The following is a 20,058-nucleotide window of genomic DNA, read 5'->3' on the forward strand; positions in this document are numbered from 1 at the left end:
AAGGCCTGAGCGAGTACTCTCATTAATATTTTATTTGTTCTCCACGCTATCCGGCCGGCACGGCGTCTCTATAGCGCGCTGGAAAGGCGGGCGTTCCTAAATGAATGTGCAAGGCGCGCCGGGTATCCTAAAAGCTTGCTAAGCGGGCCTCGGGCGGGAGATGGGATGGCGGTGCAGCTCGACGATACGATCCTCGCGTTTTTCAGGCGGCCGTTGATGTGCATCATCGCCGGGGCCGACGCGGCCGGGCGGCCGTCCGCGGGGCGCGGCGTCGGCTTCGACGTGCTGAACGACAGGCAGGCCATCGACGTGGTCTTCTCCGCCTGGCAATGGCCGCGCCTGGAGCCCGACATCCGGCAGACGGGGCGGATCGCCGCCACCTTCGTCAGCCCTTCGGACTATGTCAGCTTCCAGCTCAAGGGGATCGCCACCATCGAGGATACGGGGGCGCGTCACCTCGATCGCGCGGAGCGCTTCATCGCGGCGGCGACGAACGAGCTCGTATCCCTCGGCGTGCCCCGACCCATCATCGCCCAATGGCTGACGGCCCGCAACGCGCGCGTCGCCCGGATCGCCGTCAGCGAGATCTATATCCAGACGCCCGGTCCGCTCGCCGGCATGCTCGCTGGAACGAGATCGCCATGAGCCTTCGGCTGTCCGACCTGTCCGCCTGTTTCGAGGGCGTCATTCCCTCCATCATCGCCACGGCCTCGGCCGACGGGATGCCGAATATCTCCTACCTCTCGCACGTCGTGCGGGTCGATGAAGACCATGTGGCGCTCTCCAATCAGTTCTTCGCCAAGACGGCAGCGAACATTCGCGCCAATACCCAGGTCACCTTGATCCTCGTCGACGGCACCACGGGTGAGCAGTTCCTGCTCGGCATCGAATTCGTGCGGTCGGTCGATACCGGCCCGCTGTTCGACAAGATCGCTCGACAGCTCAAGGCGAGCAGCGCGCAGGTGGGCATGGCGGAGGTCATGCGTCTGCGGAGCGCCGACATGTTCCGGGTGCACCGGATCGAGACGGTGCCCAGCCCGGTGGAGACCGCGCCGGCGCCCGGCCGCGATCCTGTCAGCCTGCCGGCTCTGGCCGAGGCGATACGGGCGATCGAAGGGCAGGCGGAGGCGGACGAGATCATCGACAGCCTGCTGTCCAGCGTCGAGCGCGTGCTCGGCTATCGCCATGCGCTCGTGCTGATCCGCGACGGTGATCGCGGCGGCCTGGTGACGACCGGCAGCATCGGCTACGAGCCCTCAGGCCTGGGATCGGAAATCGCCGGCGGCGAGGGGCTGATCGGCGCGGCCGCCGCGAGCGGGCGGACGGTCAAGGTCAACGACATGAGCCGCGTCCGCCGCTACGGAGAGGCCATCGGCGTGGAGGCGGAGGCGTCGGAAAACGCCACGCGCGCCGTCACCTTTCCGCAATTGCCCATGGCGATGAGCCAGATCGCCATTCCCATGGCCGCGCGCGGCGCCGTGACCGGGGTGCTCTTCATCGAAAGCCTGGAGCGGTTGGCGTTCCGTGAGGCGGATGAGGCGGCCCTCGACATCCTGGCGGGCCAGGCGGCCGGCGCCTTACGCGTGAGCGAACAGGCAGAGGCAGCCCAGCCGGCGCAGGCTCTGCCCACGTCCCCGGCCGCCTCCGACGGCCGGGAGATCCGCGTCGTCCATCACCGCGTCGACGACAGCGTGTTCGTGGATGGCACCTATATCGTCAAGGGCGTCGCCGGCGCGCTGCTTCGCCAGATGCTCGAATGGCACCTGAAAGACGGGCGCGACGCGTTCACCAACAGGGAGATGCGGCTGACCCTGGGCGGCCGGATGCCTGAGATCAAGGATAATCTCGAAACCCGGCTGCTGCTCCTGCGCCGCCGGCTCGAAGAAAAGCAGGCCCCGATCCAGATCGTTCGTGTCGGCCGAGGCCGCGTTCGCCTGGAGGCGAGAGGCCCCCTCATGCTCGACGCCGCGCGGGACTAGTTGGATGGGCCCAGTTGTTCGGGCCAGAGCACGTGGTCGTCCATCGGTCACTGTTCCTTCTTGAACAAATCCTGGAAGATCAGCCGGCCCCAAATGCGGTCGCGTGCGTGCACCAGCGCGCCACCCTCGTCGAGCCTTCCCAGCTTGACGGGTGCGAACCCGAGTTGCTTGGCCAAATCCGCCACGGGAGCGATCGCGTCCTCGTCGTCGCTCGACAGAAAGACCACCCGGTGGCCGCCCTCGACGATCGGATCGGCAGCCAGGGTGGCCGCAACCAGATGATTGAAGCCTTTCACGAGCTTGGCGCCGGTGAACGACTTGGCGACGAAGGCGGAGGACGGGAGACCATCCAGCTCCTCGAGGGGAACCAACGCGTTCATCGCGTCGATGACAGTCTTGCCTGTCCAGCTCGGCAGGGCCTTCGCAACCGCGCGATGCTCCCCGAACGGGACCGCCAGGATGATCGTGTCGGCCTCCAGTGCATCCCGCAGCGACCTGGCGACGACCGTGGACCCGATCGCCCGAGCCTGCGGCGCCAACGCCTCGGGCGGCCGGCGGCTCGCGACGGTCACCTCGATGTTTTGACGGGCGAAGGCGCGGGCGAGGGCCTGGCCGATCTTGCCGAATCCTACAATCGCATAGCTCATAATACGTCTCCGATCCGTGTAGATATTGATTCCCCGGCCTTCAACGGCACTGGGTTATCCATTTCGCTGCCTGGCGACCTTCGCGAGATCTTCCAGAAGCTTCTGATGAGTGCGGCGCGAATTCAGATGGCCGAGAAGCCGCCGTCGACAGACAACTCCACCCCATTCACGAAGCTCGAATCGTCTGACGCAAGAAACAGCGCGACCGCCGCAATTTCCTCGGGACGACCCATCTTTCCCCGCGGGATCAGGGATTCGAACATCTGCTTCGCCTCTTCAGTGAGAACCTGGTCCTGCATCGGCGTGGCGATCGGCCCCGGGCTCAGCACGTTCACCCGGATATTCCTGCCCTTCAGCTCGTTGAGCCAAGTGCGTGCGAATGAGCGCAACGCCGCCTTGCTTGCCGAATACACGCCGTAACCAGGAAAACCTTTCACCGAAGCGACTGACCCGGTCATGAAGATCGATCCGCCGTCGTTGAACAGCGGCAACGCCTTCTGGACCGTGAACAGCGTGCCGCGCGTATTCAGGCCGAAGGCCGCATCGAAATGCTGCTCGGTGATCTCGCCCAGTGGGACGGCTTCGCCCATGCCGGCGCTCGCGTACAAGATGTCGATCCTGCCCTTGTCCCGCTTGACCGTGTCGAACAGGCGGTCGAGGTCGTCGAGATTGGCCGCGTCGCCGCGCACGGCGGTCACGTTCCGGCCAATCAGCTCGACGGCCTCGTCGAGCGCCTCCTGCCTCCGGCCCGTGATGAAGACATAGGCGCCTTCTTCGACGAACCGCCTGGCGCTCGCCAGCGCCATGCCGCTCGATCCACCCGTGATGACTGCAACCTTACCTTCAAGCTTTCCCATGACTTCTCCTGTCGGGCTCCGTCTCTGGTCGTTCGGGGAGGCTCCCGAGGACTTCGAGATGGGCTGGCCGGCGTCAGGCGTTGAGTGCAGAGGCGCGCACAGCGGTGGTGCGAAATCGATCCGGCTGGACGACCGACGCCGGCCGTGACGATCGGTGTCCGCCGTTCGGAATTGTGCCGCGCCTGTGGGCATAGGCTATGATGACCGCCCGTTGCACCCACATGCGGGATGCTGTTCGACGTATTGGACACGGGGCTTTGGAAGGCGCACCGCGCGGTGCCGGATTGCACCATGATCGACTGGGATGACGTTCGCTACTTTCTTGCCGTCGCGCGCGGAGGCTCGGTGCGGGCGGCTGCCGAGCGCCTCGGGGTGAACCACTCGACCGTGCTGCGACGCATCGCCCAGCTCGAGGAGCGCCTCGGGGTGCACATGTTCGAAAAGCTGCCTTCGGGCTACCGCCTGACGGCTGCGGGCGAGGAGGTCCTCGAGTTCGCGGACCAGATGGAAGCGTCGTCGCACCAGCTGGAGACGCGCGTCTTCGGCCGCGACCAGAGCGTGCGCGGGCGCCTGCGGGTGACGCTGGCGCCGCCCCTCGCCACGCACCTGCTCATGCCGGACTTCGCCGATTTCGCGCGTCTGCATCCGGACATCGAGATGGACATCCTGTCGTCCGGCGAGCTGGCAAATCTGACCAACCGGGAGGCCGATGTCGCGATCCGCGTCGTCTACGACCGCAAAACCCTGCCGCTCAATCTGCACGGCCTGAAGGGACCGGAGGTGTTCGGCGGCGTCTACATGTCCCGCGATCGACTAGCCGCGTGGCGTGCGGGCGCGCCTGATCCCATCCGGTGGATCGTCATCAGCATTCATGGCATCCCGGACTGGGCCCACGAGGGTGAGGTTCGCACCGCCGAGGTTCCGTTCAGGGTCACGGATGCCCAGGCGCAGATCGTCGCGGCGCGGCAGGGGCTCGGGATGACGACGCTGCCGTGCTTCGTCGGAGATGCCGACCCCCTGCTGGTGAGGGTGCCGGGCACCGGCCTGCACATGTACGGAACGGTTTGGCTTCTCACACAGGGCGAGACACGCAAGACGAAGCGCGTGCGGCTCTTCACCGAGTTCGTATCCCGCAGGCTCGCCGCGTACGCGCCGCTTCTCGCGGGGCTGTCCGTATCGCGCGACTGACGCCCGGCAGGCCGCCGGCGACGCTTGCAGCGGAGGTCCGCGTTCGGCCTTGAAGACCCGTCGGCACCCTCCATATACCATCCACGTGGATGGTGAGGGGATGGCAGCGTGCAGAAGACAGGACCGGCACTCGTCAAGACCGGCGATAGCGAGAAGATCACCATCAACCTCGGCTACGTGGACCTCGGGCACATCGATCTGCTGGTCGAGGAGAGCTTTTACGCAAACCGGACGGACTTCATCCGGACGGCGATCCGAAACCAGCTCGACCGGCATTCCGACACGGTCAAGAAATCCATCGCCCGCCACGCGCTCGATCTGGGCCTGCGCCGGTACGGCCGGCGTGAGCTGGAGGCCGTGCGCGCCGCCGGCGAAACCTTGGCGATCCAGGTGTTGGGCCTGGTCGTCATCGAGGCTGACGTGTCGCCCGAACTGGCGCTCGCGACCATTTCATCCCTCCACGTGCTGGGCGCCTTGCAGGCCACGCCGGAGATCAAGGCTGCTCTCGCCGACCGCATCGGCTGATCGGCACCCGCGCGCCGTCGGGCTCCCAAGGCCTTCCGGGCACCCATGCCCTTGGCAAGAAGGGGCAAGCGACAGCTTCCGCGCCCATCACAGAATACAGGATCCATTCAGATGATAGCTTTTCCGATGGTCGACATGGAGGAAGTCACCCGCCTGACGCGCGAGGGGCGGCTGAGCGAAGCGATGGCGCTGCTGCGCGGTACCGCCGGGAATGGAGCGACCGAAGACGGCTGGTCGCGTCCCAACCCCGGTCGTCGTGGGACAACCACCGATCCAGCCGCGTCGGTCCTGGACATGGTGCCGCCCGCGACACCGGGGGCGTCTGGACGCCGCCCCCATCGTCCCCTCGCATGACGACGTCTCCCGGCACCGTATTGCCCGGGGCCGAGGGATGGCGCGGCGTCCTCCGCCGAAGCCGGACAAGTGACTCCCCTTCAGGCGTCGGATCGTCGCCGCTGCCGAGGGGGGCTCGCTTTGACGAGCACAGCTTCTCGAACGGCGCCGGGACCCGGACCTACAAGCTGTTCGTGCCGAGCGGGTACGACGGGCAGGCGCGTCCGCTCCTCGTCATGCTGCATGGCTGCACCCAATCGCCGGATGATTTTGCCGCGGGGACGCGGATGAACGAATTGGCCGAGGAGCAGACGTTCCTGGTGGCTTATCCGGCGCAGGCCCCATCGGCCAACGCATCGAAATGCTGGAACTGGTTCAGCCCGGCCGACCAGACGCGGGAGCGGGGCGAGCCGTCGCTGATCGCCGGGATGACCCGTCGCATCATGGGCGAGCTCGCGGTCGACCCCGGCCGCGTCTACGTCGCCGGTCTGTCCGCCGGTGGCGCAGCAGCCGCGATCATGGGGGCGACCTATCCCGATCTCTATGCGGCGATCGGGGTGCATTCGGGGCTGGCGTGCGGCGCGGCGCGCGACGTCGCCTCCGCCTTCGCCGCAATGCGCTCGGGCGCACCGGCCGTGAACCAGCCGGATCGATCCAAGCGAGGGCGGGCCGTGCCGACGATCGTCTTCCACGGCGATCGGGACACGACGGTCAGCCCGATCAACGGCGACCAGGTGATTTGGCAGGCACGGGCCGCCGACGAGCTTCAGACGGTGGTCGAGCGTGGCACGTCGGCGGGCGGCATGCGGTTCACGCGGACGATCCAGACAGGCCCGTCGGGCTTGCCGGTGCTCGAGCAGTGGCTCCTGCACGGCGCAGGTCACGCCTGGTCGGGCGGCAGTCCCGCTGGATCCTATACCGAGCCGCGTGGACCGGATGCCAGCCGCGAGATGATGCGCTTCTTTCTTCAGCAGACGGCAAAGGACGGGACGGCCGGTTAGAGCATGATCCCAAAAAGTGGACGCCGGTTTTTGGGTAAGATCATGCTCAAAACAAAGACTTAGAGCGGGATGATGATTCGAAGATAAATCATCCCGCTCTAGTGGGGCGCTTCAGCCAATCTGAAATGAAAGTGCCCGATGGCGACGCTTGAGTTTTCAAGTGGATGGATAGTCGGGTCACGCCCGACTATGACGAGCGGAGACGGAGAGCCTTTATCCTCAACGTCATAGTCGGGCTTGACCCGACTATCAATCGACTCAAAGACTCAAAGCCAGATTCACAATTACTGGCAAGTTGGCTGAAGCAGCCGACTAGAGCATCGCTTTCCGCGATCATGGCGATGGCGCGGCCGGTGCGGCTATCCGCGGATCGTCACCACCACCGCCGCCGCGGTCAGCAGGACGGCGCCCGGCAGGTGCGTCCAGTCGCGATGACGGATCAGGGTGATCACCGCGGCGAGCAGGATCAAGGCGCTGCCGATGGCACCGGCGCGCGAGGTCCCGGGGATCAGCAGCAGCGCCCCTGTCGTCGCCTCGAGGCCGCCCGTCACCCGATGAAAACCGGCCGGATAGCCCCAGCGCGCGAAGGCGTCGCGCACCGATCGAGAGCCGACGAAGTTGACCACGCCGGCCCCGATCAACACGACGCCGAGGGCGATCGGAAGCCCGACCGCGATGAGCTCGCCTACCGACATGGAAGCCTTCTCCTCGTCCGGTTTGCCGCCGGAATCCGCCGCGTCATGACCGAGGAGCGAGCGGCGGCACTCCGCCGACCTGGCTGAACATGTCGAGGGTGTTGAGCTCGTCCCAGTGCTCGACGAAGCGTCCGTCCTCGACCCGCCAGATGTCGATCGAGCGCATGGCGAAGGCATTGCCCGTCGCGGGGTAGCCGAGGAAGTTGCCCGTGTGCGTGCCCTCATAGCGGTAGCGGCCCACCACGCGCGCGCCGTCCGCCGACACGAACACCTCTTCGGCGACCGCCTTGAGGTCGGGCACGCCCGCGATGATCGCCCCGAAGACCTTCTTGACGCCGTCCGGGCCGGGCTCGGCGAAGGGGTTGTGGTTCACATAGCCGGGCGCGACGATCTCATCGAAGCGCGACATGTCGTGGCCGGACACGATCTCGGCGAAGAGGTGGCCGAGCTTGGCTGGATCGGTTGACATCTGAGGCTCCTGCTTTAAGCGAGACTAATCGGTCTCGCATTAATGACATGGCGAGACTAAGTAGTCTCGTCAAGGGCCCCTCATGAGTCCTGCCGCCTCGCCACGCCCCGGACGCGCTCTCGACCCCGCCAAGCGCGCGGCGATCCTCGACGGCGCGCGCGCCGTGTTCATGCGCGAGGGGTTTGCGCAGGGCTCGATGGATGCGGTCGCCGCCGAAGCCGGCGTGGGTAAGCAGACCATCTATCGCCACTTCCGGTCGAAGGAGGCGCTGGTGGAGGCGTTGGTCGAAGCGATGTGTGCGCCCGAGGTCGTCCAGCCGCCGCCGACGTCGCTGCCGGCCCGCGAGCGGCTGCGCGAGCTGTTGCTGAGCTTCACGGCCGGCGTCGCTAGCCCCGACAGCGTCCGCCTCTACCGGGCCATCGTCGCGGAAGCAGAGCGGATGCCGGAGCTGGGGCGACTGTTCTGGGAGGCGGGGCCGCGCCAGGTCCGGGCTGCAATCGCCCAGCTATGGGCGGACGAGCACGACGCGGCGACGGCGCCGGTCGTCGCGGAGCAGCTCGTCCACCTCGCGCTGGGCGACGCGTATCAGGAGCTGGTCCTGGGAACGGGATCGCCTTCGCCCGAGGTCTTCGAGCGCCAGATCGAAGCGGCTCTTGACCTTCTGGGAACGACGTCCCGACCGCGTCGTCAGTCACGAGAGCGCGCCGGTCGGGCGCCATCTTGAGGGGACGCTGGCAATGTCCCTCGGTCGGCACGACGCCCGACGGCGGACCGTCCCAACGGCTCTTACGGGTCGGGAGCAGCCTGAGAGGCGCCGTGCCGTCACGTCCGCTTTCCGATGGGCGCTCGCCTTCCGTTCCGGCGTCGACCTGCTGCTCGCGGCGCTGGCGCTCGTGCCCATCGTGGCGCGCATCCGCGCCGAAGAGGCGTCGCTGGCAAGCCAGTTCGGCGCGCCGCCTAAGGCCTATCGGGCCCGGACTTGGCGCCTGCTGCCGGGCGTCTACTGAAGCCGGGAGCGGGGTGCCCGCTGCGGCGCCTTTTTCGGTGTTGAGCGGCAGTGAACGGCCGGTTGGCAATCGCGCGTGGGATCTGAGGACAACAATCGAGGTTGCGGGCCGCGTCGAGGCGTAGGATGGAGATTGAGCTGACGCCGTCGATGATCGAAGCGCTGGACCAGTATATCGCCGGGCAGCCGGGCCCGGCGACGCGCAAGACATCGATCGAATACCTCTTGCGCGAGTCCCTGATAGGCTCGGGGATCGCAGCGCATGCTCCGAACGGCTCACTTCGATGCTGACGGGATGAGCACGGCCGCGGGCTCCGGTGCCTTTCGGGGCTGATCATGGGGCGCGGGCCGAGCGAGAGCAGCGACCAACCGCCGCAGTCGCGACGGTTGAGCCGGGCTCAAAAGGTCGGCTGCCTTCACTGACTGCCTGACGGGCCGAGGACATGATCCGGCAGCGCCTCGTACGGCCTGTGGTTGTGATTATATCCGCTGGCGCCCATACCAATTGCGTGAGCTGCGCTCTGTCCGAGGGGGCGAGCGCGCTTCTGACGACGATGAGCCTTCAGGTCGTGACCCGGGTTCTCGATATGGTTGTCGCGGGCGGCGCCTTGGTGTCCGCGCGTGTAATCCTCTCGGCTCACTAGGCAGCGGCCGAGGAGCGCGTGGCATCGGACGTTCATTCGCTGTCGCCCGCCGGGCCTCTCGTCGCGCTGCGCATCGCCAAGGGCTTGTCGATCAAGCAGATTGCGGCCCAGCGCGGCGGTCGCCGAGGAGACCGTCAAGGTCCGCGTGCGATCGATCATGCGGACGCTGCAAGCCGACAACTGACCCAGGCCGGACTTCTGACCAGCCAGCTTATTCCGCAGAAGTCGCAAGCGAAGCGCTCCAGATTCAAAAGATTATGAACATGTCGAAATTGGATGATGCTCATTCAATTGCGAAATGCTCTAGTGTGGCGAATCCGAAATTCGCACCACCTCGGGGCATCGTTCGGAGCGAATTTCGGATTCCTAAGCCACACTAGCAACCCTATGATTCTAGTGTGGTTTAATGGATCTGAAGTTCCTGAACGTTGATGCCATGTGGGGAGCAGGAACTTCAGATCCACCACACTAGCGTTGCGTCCGACCGCCGGATGTGGCCCCGGCCCGCGACACCGACTGGAGCCCCGGGCTCTTCGTGGCCCTCCTGTCGACATGGCGTCGGGGGTGTGACGACCGGACGGGCGCATCGAGAGCGGGGCCGGATCGCGTCGGCAAGCGCCGCCGCCAAAGCGAAAGGCCGGCAGCCGCACGGGAGCGGCGCCGGCCCTTCAGGCTCCATCTTCGACTGGACAGCCGCTTGATCGCGGCGCTGGCGTACCAGCAAGCCACAATCCGCGGGCGGCGCTATGCAGCCGCCTTCGTCTCAAATCCCAGCACGTCGGCCCGTGCAGCCAGGCGCTCACGCACGGCCCGCGGCAGCTGTCGGGCCGACTTCACCCGCGGCAGCTCCAGCTCGGGAATATGGCCGCGGGTCTCGCCGAGCAGCGCTTCGTACTCCGCGTAGTTGTCGAAGTTGCGGCGAGCCACGTTGTCGACGAAGGTCTCGGCCGGCACGCCTTCGGCCAGCACCAGGGCGTGGTCCTCGAGTTCCACGTGGTAGTAGGTGAACTTCGCCTCCGGCGGGGCGGCGCGGGTGACCGTCGTGCCGTTGACCAGAGCGCTGGCCTGCACGAGCACGCCGTCCACCAGAAGGCCGTGGTCAGGCGACACGTGGAGGTCGCGGGCGGGAACGCTTTCCGCAAGCGCGCCGGCAGCGATGCGGATCGGATAGCTGCGCATGGGGTCGGCGAACACGGCGGCGACGGTCTGACGTCCAATCCAGAGGATAGGGCGGGTTTCGCCATTGGCCGTGAGGACCAGATCACCGGCCACCAGCGTCTCGACCGCGCGCTCGCCTTCCGGCGTCGCGATCATGGTGCCGGCAAGGAAGCAGTAAGCGTCGGGAGCGAACGGGGGCGCCGGGTCGCCCGGATCGAGGGCGCCGTTGGGCGACAGAAAGATGTGCGTCGTGCCGTCGGCGCTCTCGAAGAAGGGCTGACCATCGACGCTGATGCCCTGATAGGTCCAGGTGGCCGTGGCCCCCTGGAAGGTGATGTCGGCGGTATCTCCAACGCCCAGTGCGGTCGGAGGCTCCGGAGCATGCAGCACCGCCGGATCGGCCGGGGTGCCCTGCTCGGAGGTGATCAAGCCCGTTCCAACATCGTAGATGTAGAATCGCGCGTAGGACACATCTGCCATCGTATGCTCCATGTTGCCTGGATGATGAGCGCAAGACGAGGTAGCGCTCGCTGGGCGGAACCACTCAAATCAGCGGTGCTGCCAACACCTGATGATGGGTTGGAGTGGAGCGAGAAACGCCTAAGCGCGCTGCTGATCGCTTCGCCTGGAGCGCTTCGTCATTGATTGGGACCATCCAATGACGGAGAAACCCCCATAAGCTTTTAAATTTGGCAAGCTTCGCTTGCGATTGGATGATCCCGCCAATTCGCGAAGCGCTCCAGGTCAGACGTTACGCCGCTTCCACAGTCTTCGTTCGAGATTCGTTAGCACCGAGGCGTCGGAGGGTTCCGGCCCGGCAATATCGAAAATCGTCATTCGGAAATCTCCATGGGGCCTCTTCCCACTGCTGCCACTCGGAGCTGACTGAGGTTAAGCAAAAATAGTGCGGCGCATCAACCAAAATTGCTATACAACAAAGGCAGATATGCTTAGATGGTGTACGACAATATAGGTATTATTTATAATCCTATTGTGGTATCAAGATTAGAAATTTCAATTTCCATTCGCCAATAGAGGTATATGCGCGTTCGTGGCCCAGGTTGCTCTAGGCCCGAAAATGGCGCGATGCGGCCCGACTCCGCGATTGGGCCGGGCGAGCGAGCATCGCGCCGAGATCGAGCGCTTCAGGCAATCCTCCCAGCTACGACTTCAAGCGAAAGTTGTCGTTTACGCCGCGTTCTCCACCTCCGAAATAGGTATGCAGAAGTAGAGCGGAATGCGTCGCCTGGAGGTGATGGCTGTGGCTGCCCCCAATGAAAGGCTCGATCGGCGCGAGCAAGCGACGCGCAGTGTGCCAGCTATTTGTGGTTGACTAGCCAGGCGGCTCAAGGCTCAGTCCGGCAGCCCCAATGAGGGTGCGGAGATACTCCGTACGACATGGCCAAGGCAATTAGAAGACTGGCAGGCAGGGAAGGCGGTGCGATGGCGGCGAAAGAAAGCCCGGCAAGAGCCTCAACCAAGTCTTATTGGGTGGTGCTTGAGGAGCGCCCATTTCAACGTGACTGCGTCGCTAGATGCCTAAATGCAAAAGGTCGCGAAGTTGTCGGGTTCCCAGATTTGTCGACATGGATGAAGAGCGAATTGTCTAGCAAGACAGATTTAATTATATTACTAGATCAGATCTATAATACATATGACCTAGCGCGTAGCGTTAACACGATTCAGTCGGTCGAAAGCCCGCCGCGCATCGCAAGCATAACTCGGGAGAGAAGCAGGGATGCTGCGTCCGCAGCCCTCGCCATAGGCGTCTCCGGGTACATCTCCGATCACACCGATGTTAGTATCGTCACCATGGAGCTGGAATTCGTCGCGGCTGGCGGCACCTTCGTGAGTCCTGACATTTCCTTGGCGGCCGAGCGAAGGTTTTCCAGCCCCTCTTCCGCGCCGGAACAAAGGGCACTTACTCCTCAGGAGCTATTGATAGTGTCGAAGCTCGCTTCAGGGAAAAGCAACAAGGAGTTGGCCGAAGAATTAAAGATTTCGTCTGCTACAGTTAAAGTCCATATTCGAAACATCATGAAGAAGTTGCGAGCTAAGAATCGAACCGAGGTCGCGATATTGGCGAGCGAGATCTTGAGCGCGTCCATGGAGAAAGAAGCTGCGATGGAGCCTGTTCAGGATTCCGCTTGACGCAGAGCTGAACGGCTCTCCGTCCGGGCGGCTCGTGCTCGTCGCAACGCCGGCGTGAGCCGGAGGAAAGCCAACGTGTGGGTTGCCTCGTCCCGAAGCCGGCGGCCGCGCCGTCAAGCGTCAGGCAGCGTTCCTTCGCAGAGGCAAGGGCCCCCAAGAGCAGGGACGAAGGGGACGACGCGGTGCATCGTCCCCCTCCGCCGGCTAGCCGCGATGTCTGCGATCTCAGCCCGCCTGGTCCGCCCACAGGCCTCCCGTGTCGGCCGGATAGCCGGCGGCGGCGCGGGCGCGGGCCTTGGCGGCGAAATAGGTCTTCGACCAGGCGAAGCGGCTGCCGCTCTTGGAGAGGCCGACGCTGTCGGCGATGCTGGCGAGGCTGATGGTGTGGCCGGCGGCGGCCCAGTTGCCCTCCGGCACCTCGTCGATGACCACCTGGATGCTCGCCCCGGCGTCGGCGCCCGCGGTGCCCGTCGCGGCGAGGACGGCGTCGGTCACCCAGCGATGCACCTCGCTCTTGTGCTCGCCGTTCATATAGCCTTCGGGAATGTTGACGTGGACAAGGAAGCGCCCGGGCGGGGCGACGTAGGCGTTGCCGGTCTCGCCGCCGGCCCACCAGTCGCCGCGGGCCAGCTCGTTGAACAGCACCCAGGCGAAGGCGCGGCCGCCTCTGGTGTTGGCGCCACCCTCCATGCGGATCATCACGTCGGTGAGCTTTTTGGCGAGAGCGGCCTTGCGGGTCTCGTCGAGATCGCCGGCGCCGTAGTGGACAGTCATGATCGGCATGTCAGTTTCCTTTCCGGCAGCCCGTGTCGGTGCGCCTGGTCTGGCGGATGAGCGACCGGCAGCTGTCGCGCCGGGGGCAGGGGCGGGGCTCTGCCGAGAGCCCGCCCGGCGCGGGGGCGGGCGCCGGCGGCCGCAGGCGGCCGTCGGCGCCGTCGGCGTGCGCGCGCTCAGTGGCCGGCATGCTCGCTCTCCCATGCCTTGATGTTGGCGTCGTCGATCATGATGGTCTCGGTGATCATCACGTCGCTGTCGTCCTCGAGCACCTCGAGGTCGAACGCCTCGACGGCCCAGAGGCCCAAGCTGTCGCGCCGGCCGAGCACGGTGTCGCCGCAGCGCACCGAGCCCTCCCGCACGAAGACATAGGCCCCGTGCGACGGGCTGCGGAGCCGATAGGGAAACGAGCGGCCCTTGTCGGCCATCAGGCGCGAGACGCGCAGGTCCTGCGGGATCGGCAGGGCGCCGTCGCCGTCGCCGACGAGCTGCACGATCTCGTTGCGCCGGGTGCGGAAATCGAAGTGGGCGCGGTGATAGGTCGGCGGCAGGTAGAGCTGCTCCGGAAGCAGCCAGAGGTAGATGGCGTGCATGTCCTCCGGCGTGACGCTGAGCTCGGAATGCTTGCCGCCCGAGCCCGAGGAGAAGACGTAGTAGTCCCCGGCCTTGAGCTGATCGACCATGCCGGTGCCGGCGGTGTTGATGTGGGTCAGCTCGCCGGCGAAGACGAAGGCGCAGATGACGAAGTTGTGGTGCGGGTGCATGTTGTAGCCGCAACCCGCCCCGTGGAAGATCTCGTCGCCGAAGACACGGATCGGTCCGAAGCCCGGTCGTCCACCCTGGTATTCGTGGAAGTTGAAGCTCGACGCCCGCGTGACGAAACCATCGGGATGGCCTGCGATGTAGGAGGACCGCGACCCGTCGGACTTGATCATGTCGTGGCCGCGGTCTGCGTTGCGGATGATGAACTGATTGCTCATGGCTCGTTGCTCCCTGGGGTAATGCTGGGTCACGCGACGCGGGCGAGATCGGGGCCGCCGGCCGCGTAGCCGATCACCACCATCTCGAACATGTGCTTGGGGGTGCCGCAGTCCGGGCACACCCAGTCGTCGGGGACGTCGGCCCAGCGGGTGCCGGCCGCCAGGCCGTGCTCGGGCAAGCCGAGGGCCTCGTCGTAGGAGAAGCCGCAGCCGAGACACATCAGCCGCTTGAAGGGGTCGTCAATCATCGCTGCCTCCATGTTGTAATGTGTAACGCGCTACACGCGACGTGTGACGCTCTACTTACTCTTGGCGACGAGAGGGCGCAAGGGGGATTCGCGATCGAGGCGGATTTTTCGCGGGCCGAGAGGTGCGGCTGGACGTGGTTTGTGCGCCGAGCGGCTATCGAACGCTCACGTCATGCGGCGGAAGATTCCGTGATCGTCGAGGCGGTGGAGGCTGGCCCCACCAATCCCTCCGCTCGTTGTCCAGCCCCCTGCAAGGGGGATGTCGGTCGGCCGGCCGCTCAGCCTAAAGCTAGACGCTTGCAAGCAGAAGCGCCTCGCTCCCCCCCCCCCCCCGCCAAGTGCTGTTGGATTCACGCATCTGAGGCTGCAGCCTAAGCTCTTGTTCTGCAAGCGTAACGCAAGCTTGACCGCTCCCCACCCCTACCCCTCCCGCCACTTCGTGGGGGAGGGGGGCGCTTGCTTGCGGCCTTGGAGAGTTGGCGGGGCGGCTAGACGAACGGCCTCCCCCCTGTGGGGCTGTCCCGTGCGAAGCGGAAGGGACTGGTGGGGGTGGGCTCCCACCGCCTCAGCGCCGGCAGGACCAGCTCCGGCCTAGCGCAGCGGGGCAGGCTCGCGTGAAGGCGGCCGGGCGGCCTGCAGCAGGGCGTCGGTGAAGATCGGCTGCCAGGTGCGAATATGGTGCTTCATCAGGGTCTTGGCGCCCTCGGCGTCGCCGATGTCGACCAGCTCGATGAAGCGGTAGTGCTCGTCGACGGACTCGCGCTGGCGTTCCTTGCCGGGTTCGGTGCTAATGCCGTAGAGCCGCATCTTGTCGCGCAGCGCCATCACGGTCTCGGTCAGCAGCTCGTTGTCGGCCAGCTCGACCAGCGCCTGATGGAACTGCCGGTCCGTCTCCAGATAGTCGGACACGCTGCCCGAGCTCACCGAGCGGCTCACCTCGTCGGCCCGCAGCCGCAGCGGCGCCAGGTCTTTGCGGCGCTTCAGGGCCGCCAGCTCGATGGCGTAGACCTCGAGCAGCTCGCGCATGTCGAAAAGGTTGCGCAGCTGGCTGAGCGTCGGGGCGACGACCTTGAAGCCACGGTTGCGTAGCGGCTCGATCAGCCCGGCGCGGGCCAGCTCCAGCAGCGCCTCCCGTACCGGCGTCGTCGAGACGCCCAGCGTCGCCGCCAGGCTGGGCACCGAATACATGGCACCCGGGGCGCTCTGGCCGGAGATGATCTCCGAGCGCACCTGCTGCAGCACCTGCTCGCGGAGATTGCCGTCCGTGGGTCGATCCAATGTCATCATGGTGTCGACATGTAGCGCGTTACTAACGCGCTTTCAATCCTCCAGCCTTGCCAGCCTGCCGCTGTGATGCATCATGCCGCCCCGGGGAGGCATCGGTATGCGGGGCAGCGAGGAACAGCATCGGGCGGGTGCCGGGAGATGGTCCGCCCGTTTCGTCGACGTGGCCGATCGCTGGTTTCCGGACGCCTATGTGTTCGTACTCGCCGGCGTCGTGCTGGTGGCTCTGGCCGCGATGCTGCACGGCGCCCCGCCGGTCGCCGTCGGCCAATCCTTCGGCGACGGCTTCTGGGCTCTCATCCCCTTCACCATGCAGATGGCCTATGTCGCCATCGGCGGCCACATCGTGGCGACGTCGCCGGCCGCGGCCGCGTTGCTGCGCTGGCTTGCCCGCCGCCCCTCCGGCGGCCGCGACGCCGTCGTCTTCGTCGGCGTCCTGAGCATCGCCCTGTCGCTTCTCAACTGGGGCCTCAGCCTGATCTTCTCGGGCCTGCTGGTGCGCGAGATGGCGCGGCGCCGCGACCTCAGGCTGGATTATCGCGCCGCGGGCGCGGCCGCCTATCTCGGGCTCGGCTGCGGCTTCACGCTCGGCATCACCTCGTCCGCGGCCCAGCTGCAGGCCAATCCCGCCAGCATCCCGCCGAGCCTGCTGCCGATCACCGGCGTCATCGGCTTCTCACAGACGATTCTGACCTGGCAGAACGGGCTGACCATCGTGGCCGTCACGCTGGTCTCGGCCTTGGTCTGCTATCTGACGGCGCCGACAGATCCTCTCGCCAGGACGGCCGAAGACCTCGGCGTCGATCTGGCGCCGGCCGAGGCGTCGCCGCGGGATGCGCCGCTTCGGCCCGGCGACTATCTCGCCTACAGCCCGGTTCTCTCGATTCTCGTCGTCGTTCTCGGCCTCGGCTGGGTCGCCATGACCTTCGCCAAGGGCAACCCGCTCCTGCATCTGTCCGGGCTCAACACCTACAACTTCGTCTTCCTGTTGCTCGGCATCCTGCTGCACTGGCGGCCGCAGAGCCTTGCGGACGCCTTCGCGCGGGCGGTGCCCAGCACGGCCGGGGTGCTGCTCCAGTTCCCGTTCTACGCCGGCATGGCGAACATGCTCACGTCGACGCCGAACGGCGCCGGCGTGACGCTCAGCGACAGCATCGCCTCGCTGTTCATCGGCGCCTCGTCGGGCCCGACGGCGTTCTCGATCCTCGTCGGGATCTACTCGGCGTTTCTCGGCCTCTTCATTCCGTCCGCCGGCGGCAAATGGATCATCGAGGCGCCCTATGTGGCGGCGGCCGCCAATGCCGTCGGCGCCCATCTCGGCTGGACCGTGATGATCTACAATCTGTCGGAGACGCTGCCCAACTTCATCAACCCCTTCTGGATGCTGCCGCTGCTCGGCATACTCGGGCTCAAGGCGAAGGATATCGTCGGCTTTACCGCGATCCAGTTCGTCGTTCATTTCCCCGTCGCGCTCGCTCTCGGCGCCGTCCTGATGTCGACCTTCAGTTACGTGCCGCCGGTGCCTCCCTGAACGCCTGGAGCGGGATGATTTTTTCTTCGATGCATCATCCCGCTCTATGTCGTTCTCTAAGCCTGATCTTGCCCAAGAGCCGGCATCCATTTTTGGGGATCTCGCTCCCCGTAGCCAGGCGCGGCGGCACGCTGGCCGCCACCGGCGGGGCGCCCCAGATAGAGGCAGGGCGCCCGCCGCAGCGCGCTCCGCCGTGGGCGCGCGCTCGTACGCGTCGGGGATAGGCTCATGACATCGTCCAAGCTCGCCGTCGCCGGTCTGCTGTCGACCGCCCTGTTCATCGCCCTCGCCATCATCGGCTGGGGCGGGCCGGCGGCCTTCTTCTCGCAAGCTCCGTTCGTTGCGCTCACGGTCGTGACGGCCGCCCTTGTCGTCGCCTCGTGGTTCACCGCGGCCAGCCTCGATGCGGGCCTCCGCGAGGATCGCTCCAACCGCTGGGTGATCGCGGCGCTGGGCGTGCTGGGCCTGCTCATCGCCTGGGCGCCGGCCTGGACGGACCGGCGCGACATCCTCGCCTTTGGCGGCGACGGCGTGCGCTGGCTGGGCGTGGCGCTCTACGCCGCCGGCGGGGCGCTGCGGCTGGCGCCGGTCTTCGTGCTGGGGCGGCGCTTCAGCGGCCTCGTCGCCATCCAGCCCGAGCACACGCTCCAGACGACGGGCCTTTACGCGCGCATCCGCCACCCGAGTTACCTCGGCATGATCGTGCTGCTGGCGGGCTGGGCGCTCGCCTTCCGCTCGGGCGTCGGCCTGCTGCTGGCGGCCGCCGCGCTGGTGCCCATCGCGGCGCGCATCCGCGCCGAGGAGGCGCTGCTGGCAACGGAGTTCGGCGCCGCCTACGAGGCCTACCGGGCCAAGACCTGGAGGCTGCTGCCGGGGCTCTATTGAGGAGACGGCCCGCCGGGCCGGCGGAGAGAGGAGGGGGGAGGCCGCGATGGCGGGATCGCGGCCTCGGGGCAGTGGGGTGCTGCGGCTTCTCTCTGATCGGGTGCTTCCGCCCGATCAGGACGCGCTCAGCCCTTCACGAAGGCGAGGAGGTCCGGGTTGAGGACGTCGGCATGGGTGGTGAGCATGCCGTGGGGATAGCCCGGATAGACCTTCAGGGTGCCGTTCTGCACCAGCTTGACCGAGAGGCGGCCGGCGTCGTCGATCGGCACCACCTGGTCGTCGTCCCCGTGCAGGACCAGGGTCGGCACGCTGATCGCCTTCAGGTCCTCGGTCTGGTCCGTCTCGGAGAAGGCCTTGATGCCCTCGTAGTGGGCCTTGGCGCTGCCCATCATGCCCTGCCGCCACCAGTTCCAGATGACGCCCTGAGACGGCGTCGCGCCCGGCCGGTTGAAGCCGTAGAACGGCCCGGAGGCCACATCGAGGAAGAACTGCGCGCGGTTGGCGGCGAGCCCGGCGCGCAAGCCGTCGAACACCTCGATCGGCAGGCCGCCGGGGTTGGCCGCGGTCTTCAGCATCAGCGGCGGCACGGCGCTGACCAGCACCGCCTTGGCGACGCGGCCCTGCGGCTCGCCATGCTGGGCGACGTAGCGCGCCACCTCGCCGCCGCCGGTGGAGTGACCGATGTGCACGGCGTTCCTCAAGTCGAGGTGTGCGGCCACCGCGGCGGCGTCGGCGGCGTAGTGGTCCATGTCGTGGCCCTCGCTCACCTGGCTGGAGCGGCCGTGGCCGCGCCGGTCGTGGGCGATGACGCGGTAGCCGTGCTGGAGGAAGAACAGCATCTGGCTGTCCCAATCGTCCGCCGACAGCGGCCAGCCGTGGTGGAACACGATCGGCTGCGCGTCCTTCGGGCCCCAATCCTTGTAGAAGATCTCGACCCCGTCCTTCGTCGTGACGTAACCGCTGCTCATGGTGTGCTCCTGTCGCTGATCGTCCGGGATGATCTGCGCGAAGGCCGCAGCGGGAGGCGCCGCCGGGCCACCGAGCGGCGCGGTGCCTGCCGCACCGCGCACCGGCACATATAGAGAGCGGACCGGCGCAGGAGAACCGACGCGTGCCACGCCGCTGCCATCCTCGCGAGGGCGCCCGGCGTGTCGCCGGGACGAGCGGCGAGGCGGAGGAGGCTGCGCGAGGGCTCCGGGCAGCTCGCGTCGGTGCGGCCGTCCCCGGCGTCCGCCGTCGGGCCGCGGCTACCGCGGGATCAGCTCGATGTTGGGATGGTCGGCGATGATCTCCAGCACGATCTCGAAGAAAGTCGCGCCGGTGCCGGTCTCCAGCGCGGCGAGGTCTTTGTTGATCCGCTCGACGTCGTATTGCCCGGGATGCAGCAGCTTGTTCCGATAGAACGCCCGCGTGGCCTCGAAGCCCAGGTCGGCCCTGCTCTTCTCGATGTTCAGCCAGACCAGCGCGGCGGGTGCGCCGCCCGCGAGCGCGCCGTAGCCGCCGTAGAGCAGGTCGTTCAGGGCGTCCAGGCTGGGGCCGAGCGTCCAGTCCTCATCGGCCATGAACACACGGTTGATCTCCGCGTAGAACGAGGCGATGTCGCGAATGTTGTTGCCGTCGATGGTGAGGCTTTTTTTCAACGAAACCGATCCGGCCGGTGTTTCAAGCCGATGACGCGGGTGCCGGTAGGGCCCTTTCCCGAT

General features: G+C 66.4%; 22 protein-coding genes and 1 pseudogene. 12 read left to right on the top strand and 11 right to left on the bottom strand.

Annotation, left to right across the window (positions count from 1 at the left end):
- The first annotated feature begins 165 nt into the window (after window positions 1-165).
- Both ACZ5PO_RS14035 and ACZ5PO_RS14040 read left to right on the top strand, forming a co-directional pair.
- Window positions 166-645, top strand: coding sequence for a pyridoxamine 5'-phosphate oxidase family protein (locus ACZ5PO_RS14035; protein WP_464194417.1), 480 nt, complete (start codon window positions 166-168; stop codon window positions 643-645).
- A complete protein-coding gene (locus ACZ5PO_RS14040; protein ID WP_464194419.1) occupies window positions 642-1,979 on the top strand; it encodes a GAF domain-containing protein in 1,338 nt (445 codons plus the stop codon). The genes ACZ5PO_RS14035 and ACZ5PO_RS14040 overlap by 4 nt, the downstream gene beginning before the upstream one ends.
- Before the next feature lie 47 nt (window positions 1,980-2,026).
- Here the strand turns inward: ACZ5PO_RS14040 and ACZ5PO_RS14045 are convergent, their stop codons facing one another.
- Both ACZ5PO_RS14045 and ACZ5PO_RS14050 read right to left on the bottom strand, forming a co-directional pair.
- Complete coding sequence (locus ACZ5PO_RS14045) at window positions 2,027-2,626, bottom strand: NADPH-dependent F420 reductase (RefSeq protein ID WP_464194421.1); 600 nt, start codon at window positions 2,624-2,626, stop codon at window positions 2,027-2,029.
- Between the two features lie 122 nt (window positions 2,627-2,748).
- Window positions 2,749-3,483 (bottom strand): SDR family NAD(P)-dependent oxidoreductase, encoded by a 735-nt coding sequence (locus ACZ5PO_RS14050; RefSeq protein ID WP_464194423.1) that lies wholly within the window; start codon window positions 3,481-3,483, stop codon window positions 2,749-2,751.
- Between the two features lie 291 nt (window positions 3,484-3,774).
- Between ACZ5PO_RS14050 and ACZ5PO_RS14055 the strand changes: the two genes are divergently transcribed.
- From ACZ5PO_RS14055 to ACZ5PO_RS14065, 3 genes and pseudogenes are all read left to right on the top strand, one after another.
- Window positions 3,775-4,671: a LysR family transcriptional regulator gene (locus tag ACZ5PO_RS14055; protein ID WP_464196828.1), complete on the top strand. Its 897-nt coding sequence runs from the start codon at window positions 3,775-3,777 to the stop codon at window positions 4,669-4,671.
- Window positions 4,672-4,779: 108 nt separating this feature from the next.
- Entirely contained in the window at window positions 4,780-5,196 is a 417-nt protein-coding gene (locus ACZ5PO_RS14060; RefSeq protein WP_464194425.1) for a CopG family transcriptional regulator, read from the top strand.
- 111 nt (window positions 5,197-5,307) lie between these two features.
- Window positions 5,308-6,530: pseudogene (locus ACZ5PO_RS14065) on the top strand (extracellular catalytic domain type 1 short-chain-length polyhydroxyalkanoate depolymerase).
- A gap of 359 nt (window positions 6,531-6,889) precedes the next feature.
- Here ACZ5PO_RS14065 and ACZ5PO_RS14070 read toward each other — a convergent pair.
- Both ACZ5PO_RS14070 and ACZ5PO_RS14075 read right to left on the bottom strand, forming a co-directional pair.
- On the bottom strand, window positions 6,890-7,225 hold the full coding sequence (locus tag ACZ5PO_RS14070; RefSeq protein ID WP_464194427.1) for a DoxX family protein: 336 nt from the start codon (window positions 7,223-7,225) through the stop codon (window positions 6,890-6,892).
- A 43-nt stretch (window positions 7,226-7,268) separates the two neighbouring features.
- Entirely contained in the window at window positions 7,269-7,694 is a 426-nt protein-coding gene (locus ACZ5PO_RS14075; RefSeq protein ID WP_464194429.1) for an ester cyclase, read from the bottom strand.
- 82 nt (window positions 7,695-7,776) lie between these two features.
- Between ACZ5PO_RS14075 and ACZ5PO_RS14080 the strand changes: the two genes are divergently transcribed.
- The 4 genes from ACZ5PO_RS14080 to ACZ5PO_RS14095 all read left to right on the top strand — a co-directional run bounded on the left by ACZ5PO_RS14080 (window position 7,777) and on the right by ACZ5PO_RS14095 (window position 9,605).
- Entirely contained in the window at window positions 7,777-8,418 is a 642-nt protein-coding gene (locus ACZ5PO_RS14080; protein WP_464194431.1) for a TetR/AcrR family transcriptional regulator, read from the top strand.
- Between the two features lie 13 nt (window positions 8,419-8,431).
- Complete coding sequence (locus tag ACZ5PO_RS14085; protein WP_464194433.1) at window positions 8,432-8,701, top strand: hypothetical protein; 270 nt, start codon at window positions 8,432-8,434, stop codon at window positions 8,699-8,701.
- 125 nt (window positions 8,702-8,826) lie between these two features.
- Window positions 8,827-8,991, top strand: a complete 165-nt coding sequence (locus ACZ5PO_RS14090) for a hypothetical protein (RefSeq protein WP_464194435.1) — start codon at window positions 8,827-8,829, stop codon at window positions 8,989-8,991.
- A 371-nt stretch (window positions 8,992-9,362) separates the two neighbouring features.
- Window positions 9,363-9,605, top strand: coding sequence for a hypothetical protein (locus tag ACZ5PO_RS14095; protein ID WP_464194437.1), 243 nt, complete (start codon window positions 9,363-9,365; stop codon window positions 9,603-9,605).
- A gap of 483 nt (window positions 9,606-10,088) precedes the next feature.
- On the opposite strand, the gene ACZ5PO_RS14100 is transcribed toward ACZ5PO_RS14095, so the two are convergent.
- On the bottom strand, window positions 10,089-10,982 hold the full coding sequence (locus ACZ5PO_RS14100) for a Hint domain-containing protein (protein WP_464194439.1): 894 nt from the start codon (window positions 10,980-10,982) through the stop codon (window positions 10,089-10,091).
- Window positions 10,983-11,900: 918 nt separating this feature from the next.
- Here ACZ5PO_RS14100 and ACZ5PO_RS14105 point away from each other — a divergent pair.
- On the top strand, window positions 11,901-12,653 hold the full coding sequence (locus ACZ5PO_RS14105) for a response regulator transcription factor (RefSeq protein ID WP_464194441.1): 753 nt from the start codon (window positions 11,901-11,903) through the stop codon (window positions 12,651-12,653).
- Window positions 12,654-12,878: 225 nt separating this feature from the next.
- Here ACZ5PO_RS14105 and ACZ5PO_RS14110 read toward each other — a convergent pair whose 3' ends face one another.
- The 4 genes from ACZ5PO_RS14110 to ACZ5PO_RS14125 form a co-directional block, all read right to left on the bottom strand.
- On the bottom strand, window positions 12,879-13,436 hold the full coding sequence (locus tag ACZ5PO_RS14110) for a tautomerase family protein (RefSeq protein ID WP_464194443.1): 558 nt from the start codon (window positions 13,434-13,436) through the stop codon (window positions 12,879-12,881).
- A gap of 167 nt (window positions 13,437-13,603) precedes the next feature.
- Window positions 13,604-14,407, bottom strand: a complete 804-nt coding sequence (locus ACZ5PO_RS14115; protein ID WP_464194444.1) for a pirin family protein — start codon at window positions 14,405-14,407, stop codon at window positions 13,604-13,606.
- A 29-nt stretch (window positions 14,408-14,436) separates the two neighbouring features.
- Window positions 14,437-14,655, bottom strand: a complete 219-nt coding sequence (locus tag ACZ5PO_RS14120; RefSeq protein WP_464194446.1) for a rubredoxin — start codon at window positions 14,653-14,655, stop codon at window positions 14,437-14,439.
- Window positions 14,656-15,246: 591 nt separating this feature from the next.
- Window positions 15,247-15,939, bottom strand: a complete 693-nt coding sequence (locus ACZ5PO_RS14125) for a GntR family transcriptional regulator (RefSeq protein ID WP_464194448.1) — start codon at window positions 15,937-15,939, stop codon at window positions 15,247-15,249.
- A 100-nt stretch (window positions 15,940-16,039) separates the two neighbouring features.
- On the opposite strand from ACZ5PO_RS14125, the gene ACZ5PO_RS14130 reads away from it, so the two are divergent.
- Window positions 16,040-17,470, top strand: coding sequence for a TIGR00366 family protein (locus ACZ5PO_RS14130; protein WP_464194450.1), 1,431 nt, complete (start codon window positions 16,040-16,042; stop codon window positions 17,468-17,470).
- Window positions 17,471-17,698: 228 nt separating this feature from the next.
- Window positions 17,699-18,355, top strand: a complete 657-nt coding sequence (locus tag ACZ5PO_RS14135; protein WP_464194452.1) for a methyltransferase family protein — start codon at window positions 17,699-17,701, stop codon at window positions 18,353-18,355.
- A gap of 125 nt (window positions 18,356-18,480) precedes the next feature.
- Here the strand turns inward: ACZ5PO_RS14135 and ACZ5PO_RS14140 are convergent, their stop codons facing one another.
- A complete protein-coding gene (locus tag ACZ5PO_RS14140; RefSeq protein WP_464194454.1) occupies window positions 18,481-19,323 on the bottom strand; it encodes an alpha/beta fold hydrolase in 843 nt (280 codons plus the stop codon).
- A 279-nt stretch (window positions 19,324-19,602) separates the two neighbouring features.
- Window positions 19,603-19,995: a barstar family protein gene (locus ACZ5PO_RS14145; RefSeq protein WP_464194456.1), complete on the bottom strand. Its 393-nt coding sequence runs from the start codon at window positions 19,993-19,995 to the stop codon at window positions 19,603-19,605.
- Between the last annotated feature and the right edge of the window lie 63 nt (window positions 19,996-20,058).

The organism is Chelatococcus sp. KU-N122 (assembly GCF_055391085.1).

What these genes read in the sequence shown, in the direction of transcription:
- ACZ5PO_RS14035 (WP_464194417.1), top strand. Translation starts at nt 166, where the DNA reads ATGGCGGTGCAGCTCGACGATACGATCCTCGCGTTTTTCAGGCGGCCG.
- ACZ5PO_RS14040 (WP_464194419.1), top strand. Translation starts at nt 642, where the DNA reads ATGAGCCTTCGGCTGTCCGACCTGTCCGCCTGTTTCGAGGGCGTCATT.
- ACZ5PO_RS14045 (WP_464194421.1), bottom strand. Translation starts at nt 2,626, where the DNA reads ATGAGCTATGCGATTGTAGGATTCGGCAAGATCGGCCAGGCCCTCGCC.
- ACZ5PO_RS14050 (WP_464194423.1), bottom strand. Translation starts at nt 3,483, where the DNA reads ATGGGAAAGCTTGAAGGTAAGGTTGCAGTCATCACGGGTGGATCGAGC.
- ACZ5PO_RS14055 (WP_464196828.1), top strand. Translation starts at nt 3,775, where the DNA reads ATGATCGACTGGGATGACGTTCGCTACTTTCTTGCCGTCGCGCGCGGA.
- ACZ5PO_RS14070 (WP_464194427.1), bottom strand. Translation starts at nt 7,225, where the DNA reads ATGTCGGTAGGCGAGCTCATCGCGGTCGGGCTTCCGATCGCCCTCGGC.
- ACZ5PO_RS14075 (WP_464194429.1), bottom strand. Translation starts at nt 7,694, where the DNA reads ATGTCAACCGATCCAGCCAAGCTCGGCCACCTCTTCGCCGAGATCGTG.
- ACZ5PO_RS14080 (WP_464194431.1), top strand. Translation starts at nt 7,777, where the DNA reads ATGAGTCCTGCCGCCTCGCCACGCCCCGGACGCGCTCTCGACCCCGCC.
- ACZ5PO_RS14085 (WP_464194433.1), top strand. Translation starts at nt 8,432, where the DNA reads ATGTCCCTCGGTCGGCACGACGCCCGACGGCGGACCGTCCCAACGGCT.
- ACZ5PO_RS14090 (WP_464194435.1), top strand. Translation starts at nt 8,827, where the DNA reads ATGGAGATTGAGCTGACGCCGTCGATGATCGAAGCGCTGGACCAGTAT.
- ACZ5PO_RS14100 (WP_464194439.1), bottom strand. Translation starts at nt 10,982, where the DNA reads ATGGCAGATGTGTCCTACGCGCGATTCTACATCTACGATGTTGGAACG.
- ACZ5PO_RS14105 (WP_464194441.1), top strand. Translation starts at nt 11,901, where the DNA reads ATGGCCAAGGCAATTAGAAGACTGGCAGGCAGGGAAGGCGGTGCGATG.
- ACZ5PO_RS14110 (WP_464194443.1), bottom strand. Translation starts at nt 13,436, where the DNA reads ATGCCGATCATGACTGTCCACTACGGCGCCGGCGATCTCGACGAGACC.
- ACZ5PO_RS14115 (WP_464194444.1), bottom strand. Translation starts at nt 14,407, where the DNA reads ATGAGCAATCAGTTCATCATCCGCAACGCAGACCGCGGCCACGACATG.
- ACZ5PO_RS14120 (WP_464194446.1), bottom strand. Translation starts at nt 14,655, where the DNA reads ATGATTGACGACCCCTTCAAGCGGCTGATGTGTCTCGGCTGCGGCTTC.
- ACZ5PO_RS14125 (WP_464194448.1), bottom strand. Translation starts at nt 15,939, where the DNA reads ATGACATTGGATCGACCCACGGACGGCAATCTCCGCGAGCAGGTGCTG.
- ACZ5PO_RS14130 (WP_464194450.1), top strand. Translation starts at nt 16,040, where the DNA reads ATGCGGGGCAGCGAGGAACAGCATCGGGCGGGTGCCGGGAGATGGTCC.
- ACZ5PO_RS14135 (WP_464194452.1), top strand. Translation starts at nt 17,699, where the DNA reads ATGACATCGTCCAAGCTCGCCGTCGCCGGTCTGCTGTCGACCGCCCTG.
- ACZ5PO_RS14140 (WP_464194454.1), bottom strand. Translation starts at nt 19,323, where the DNA reads ATGAGCAGCGGTTACGTCACGACGAAGGACGGGGTCGAGATCTTCTAC.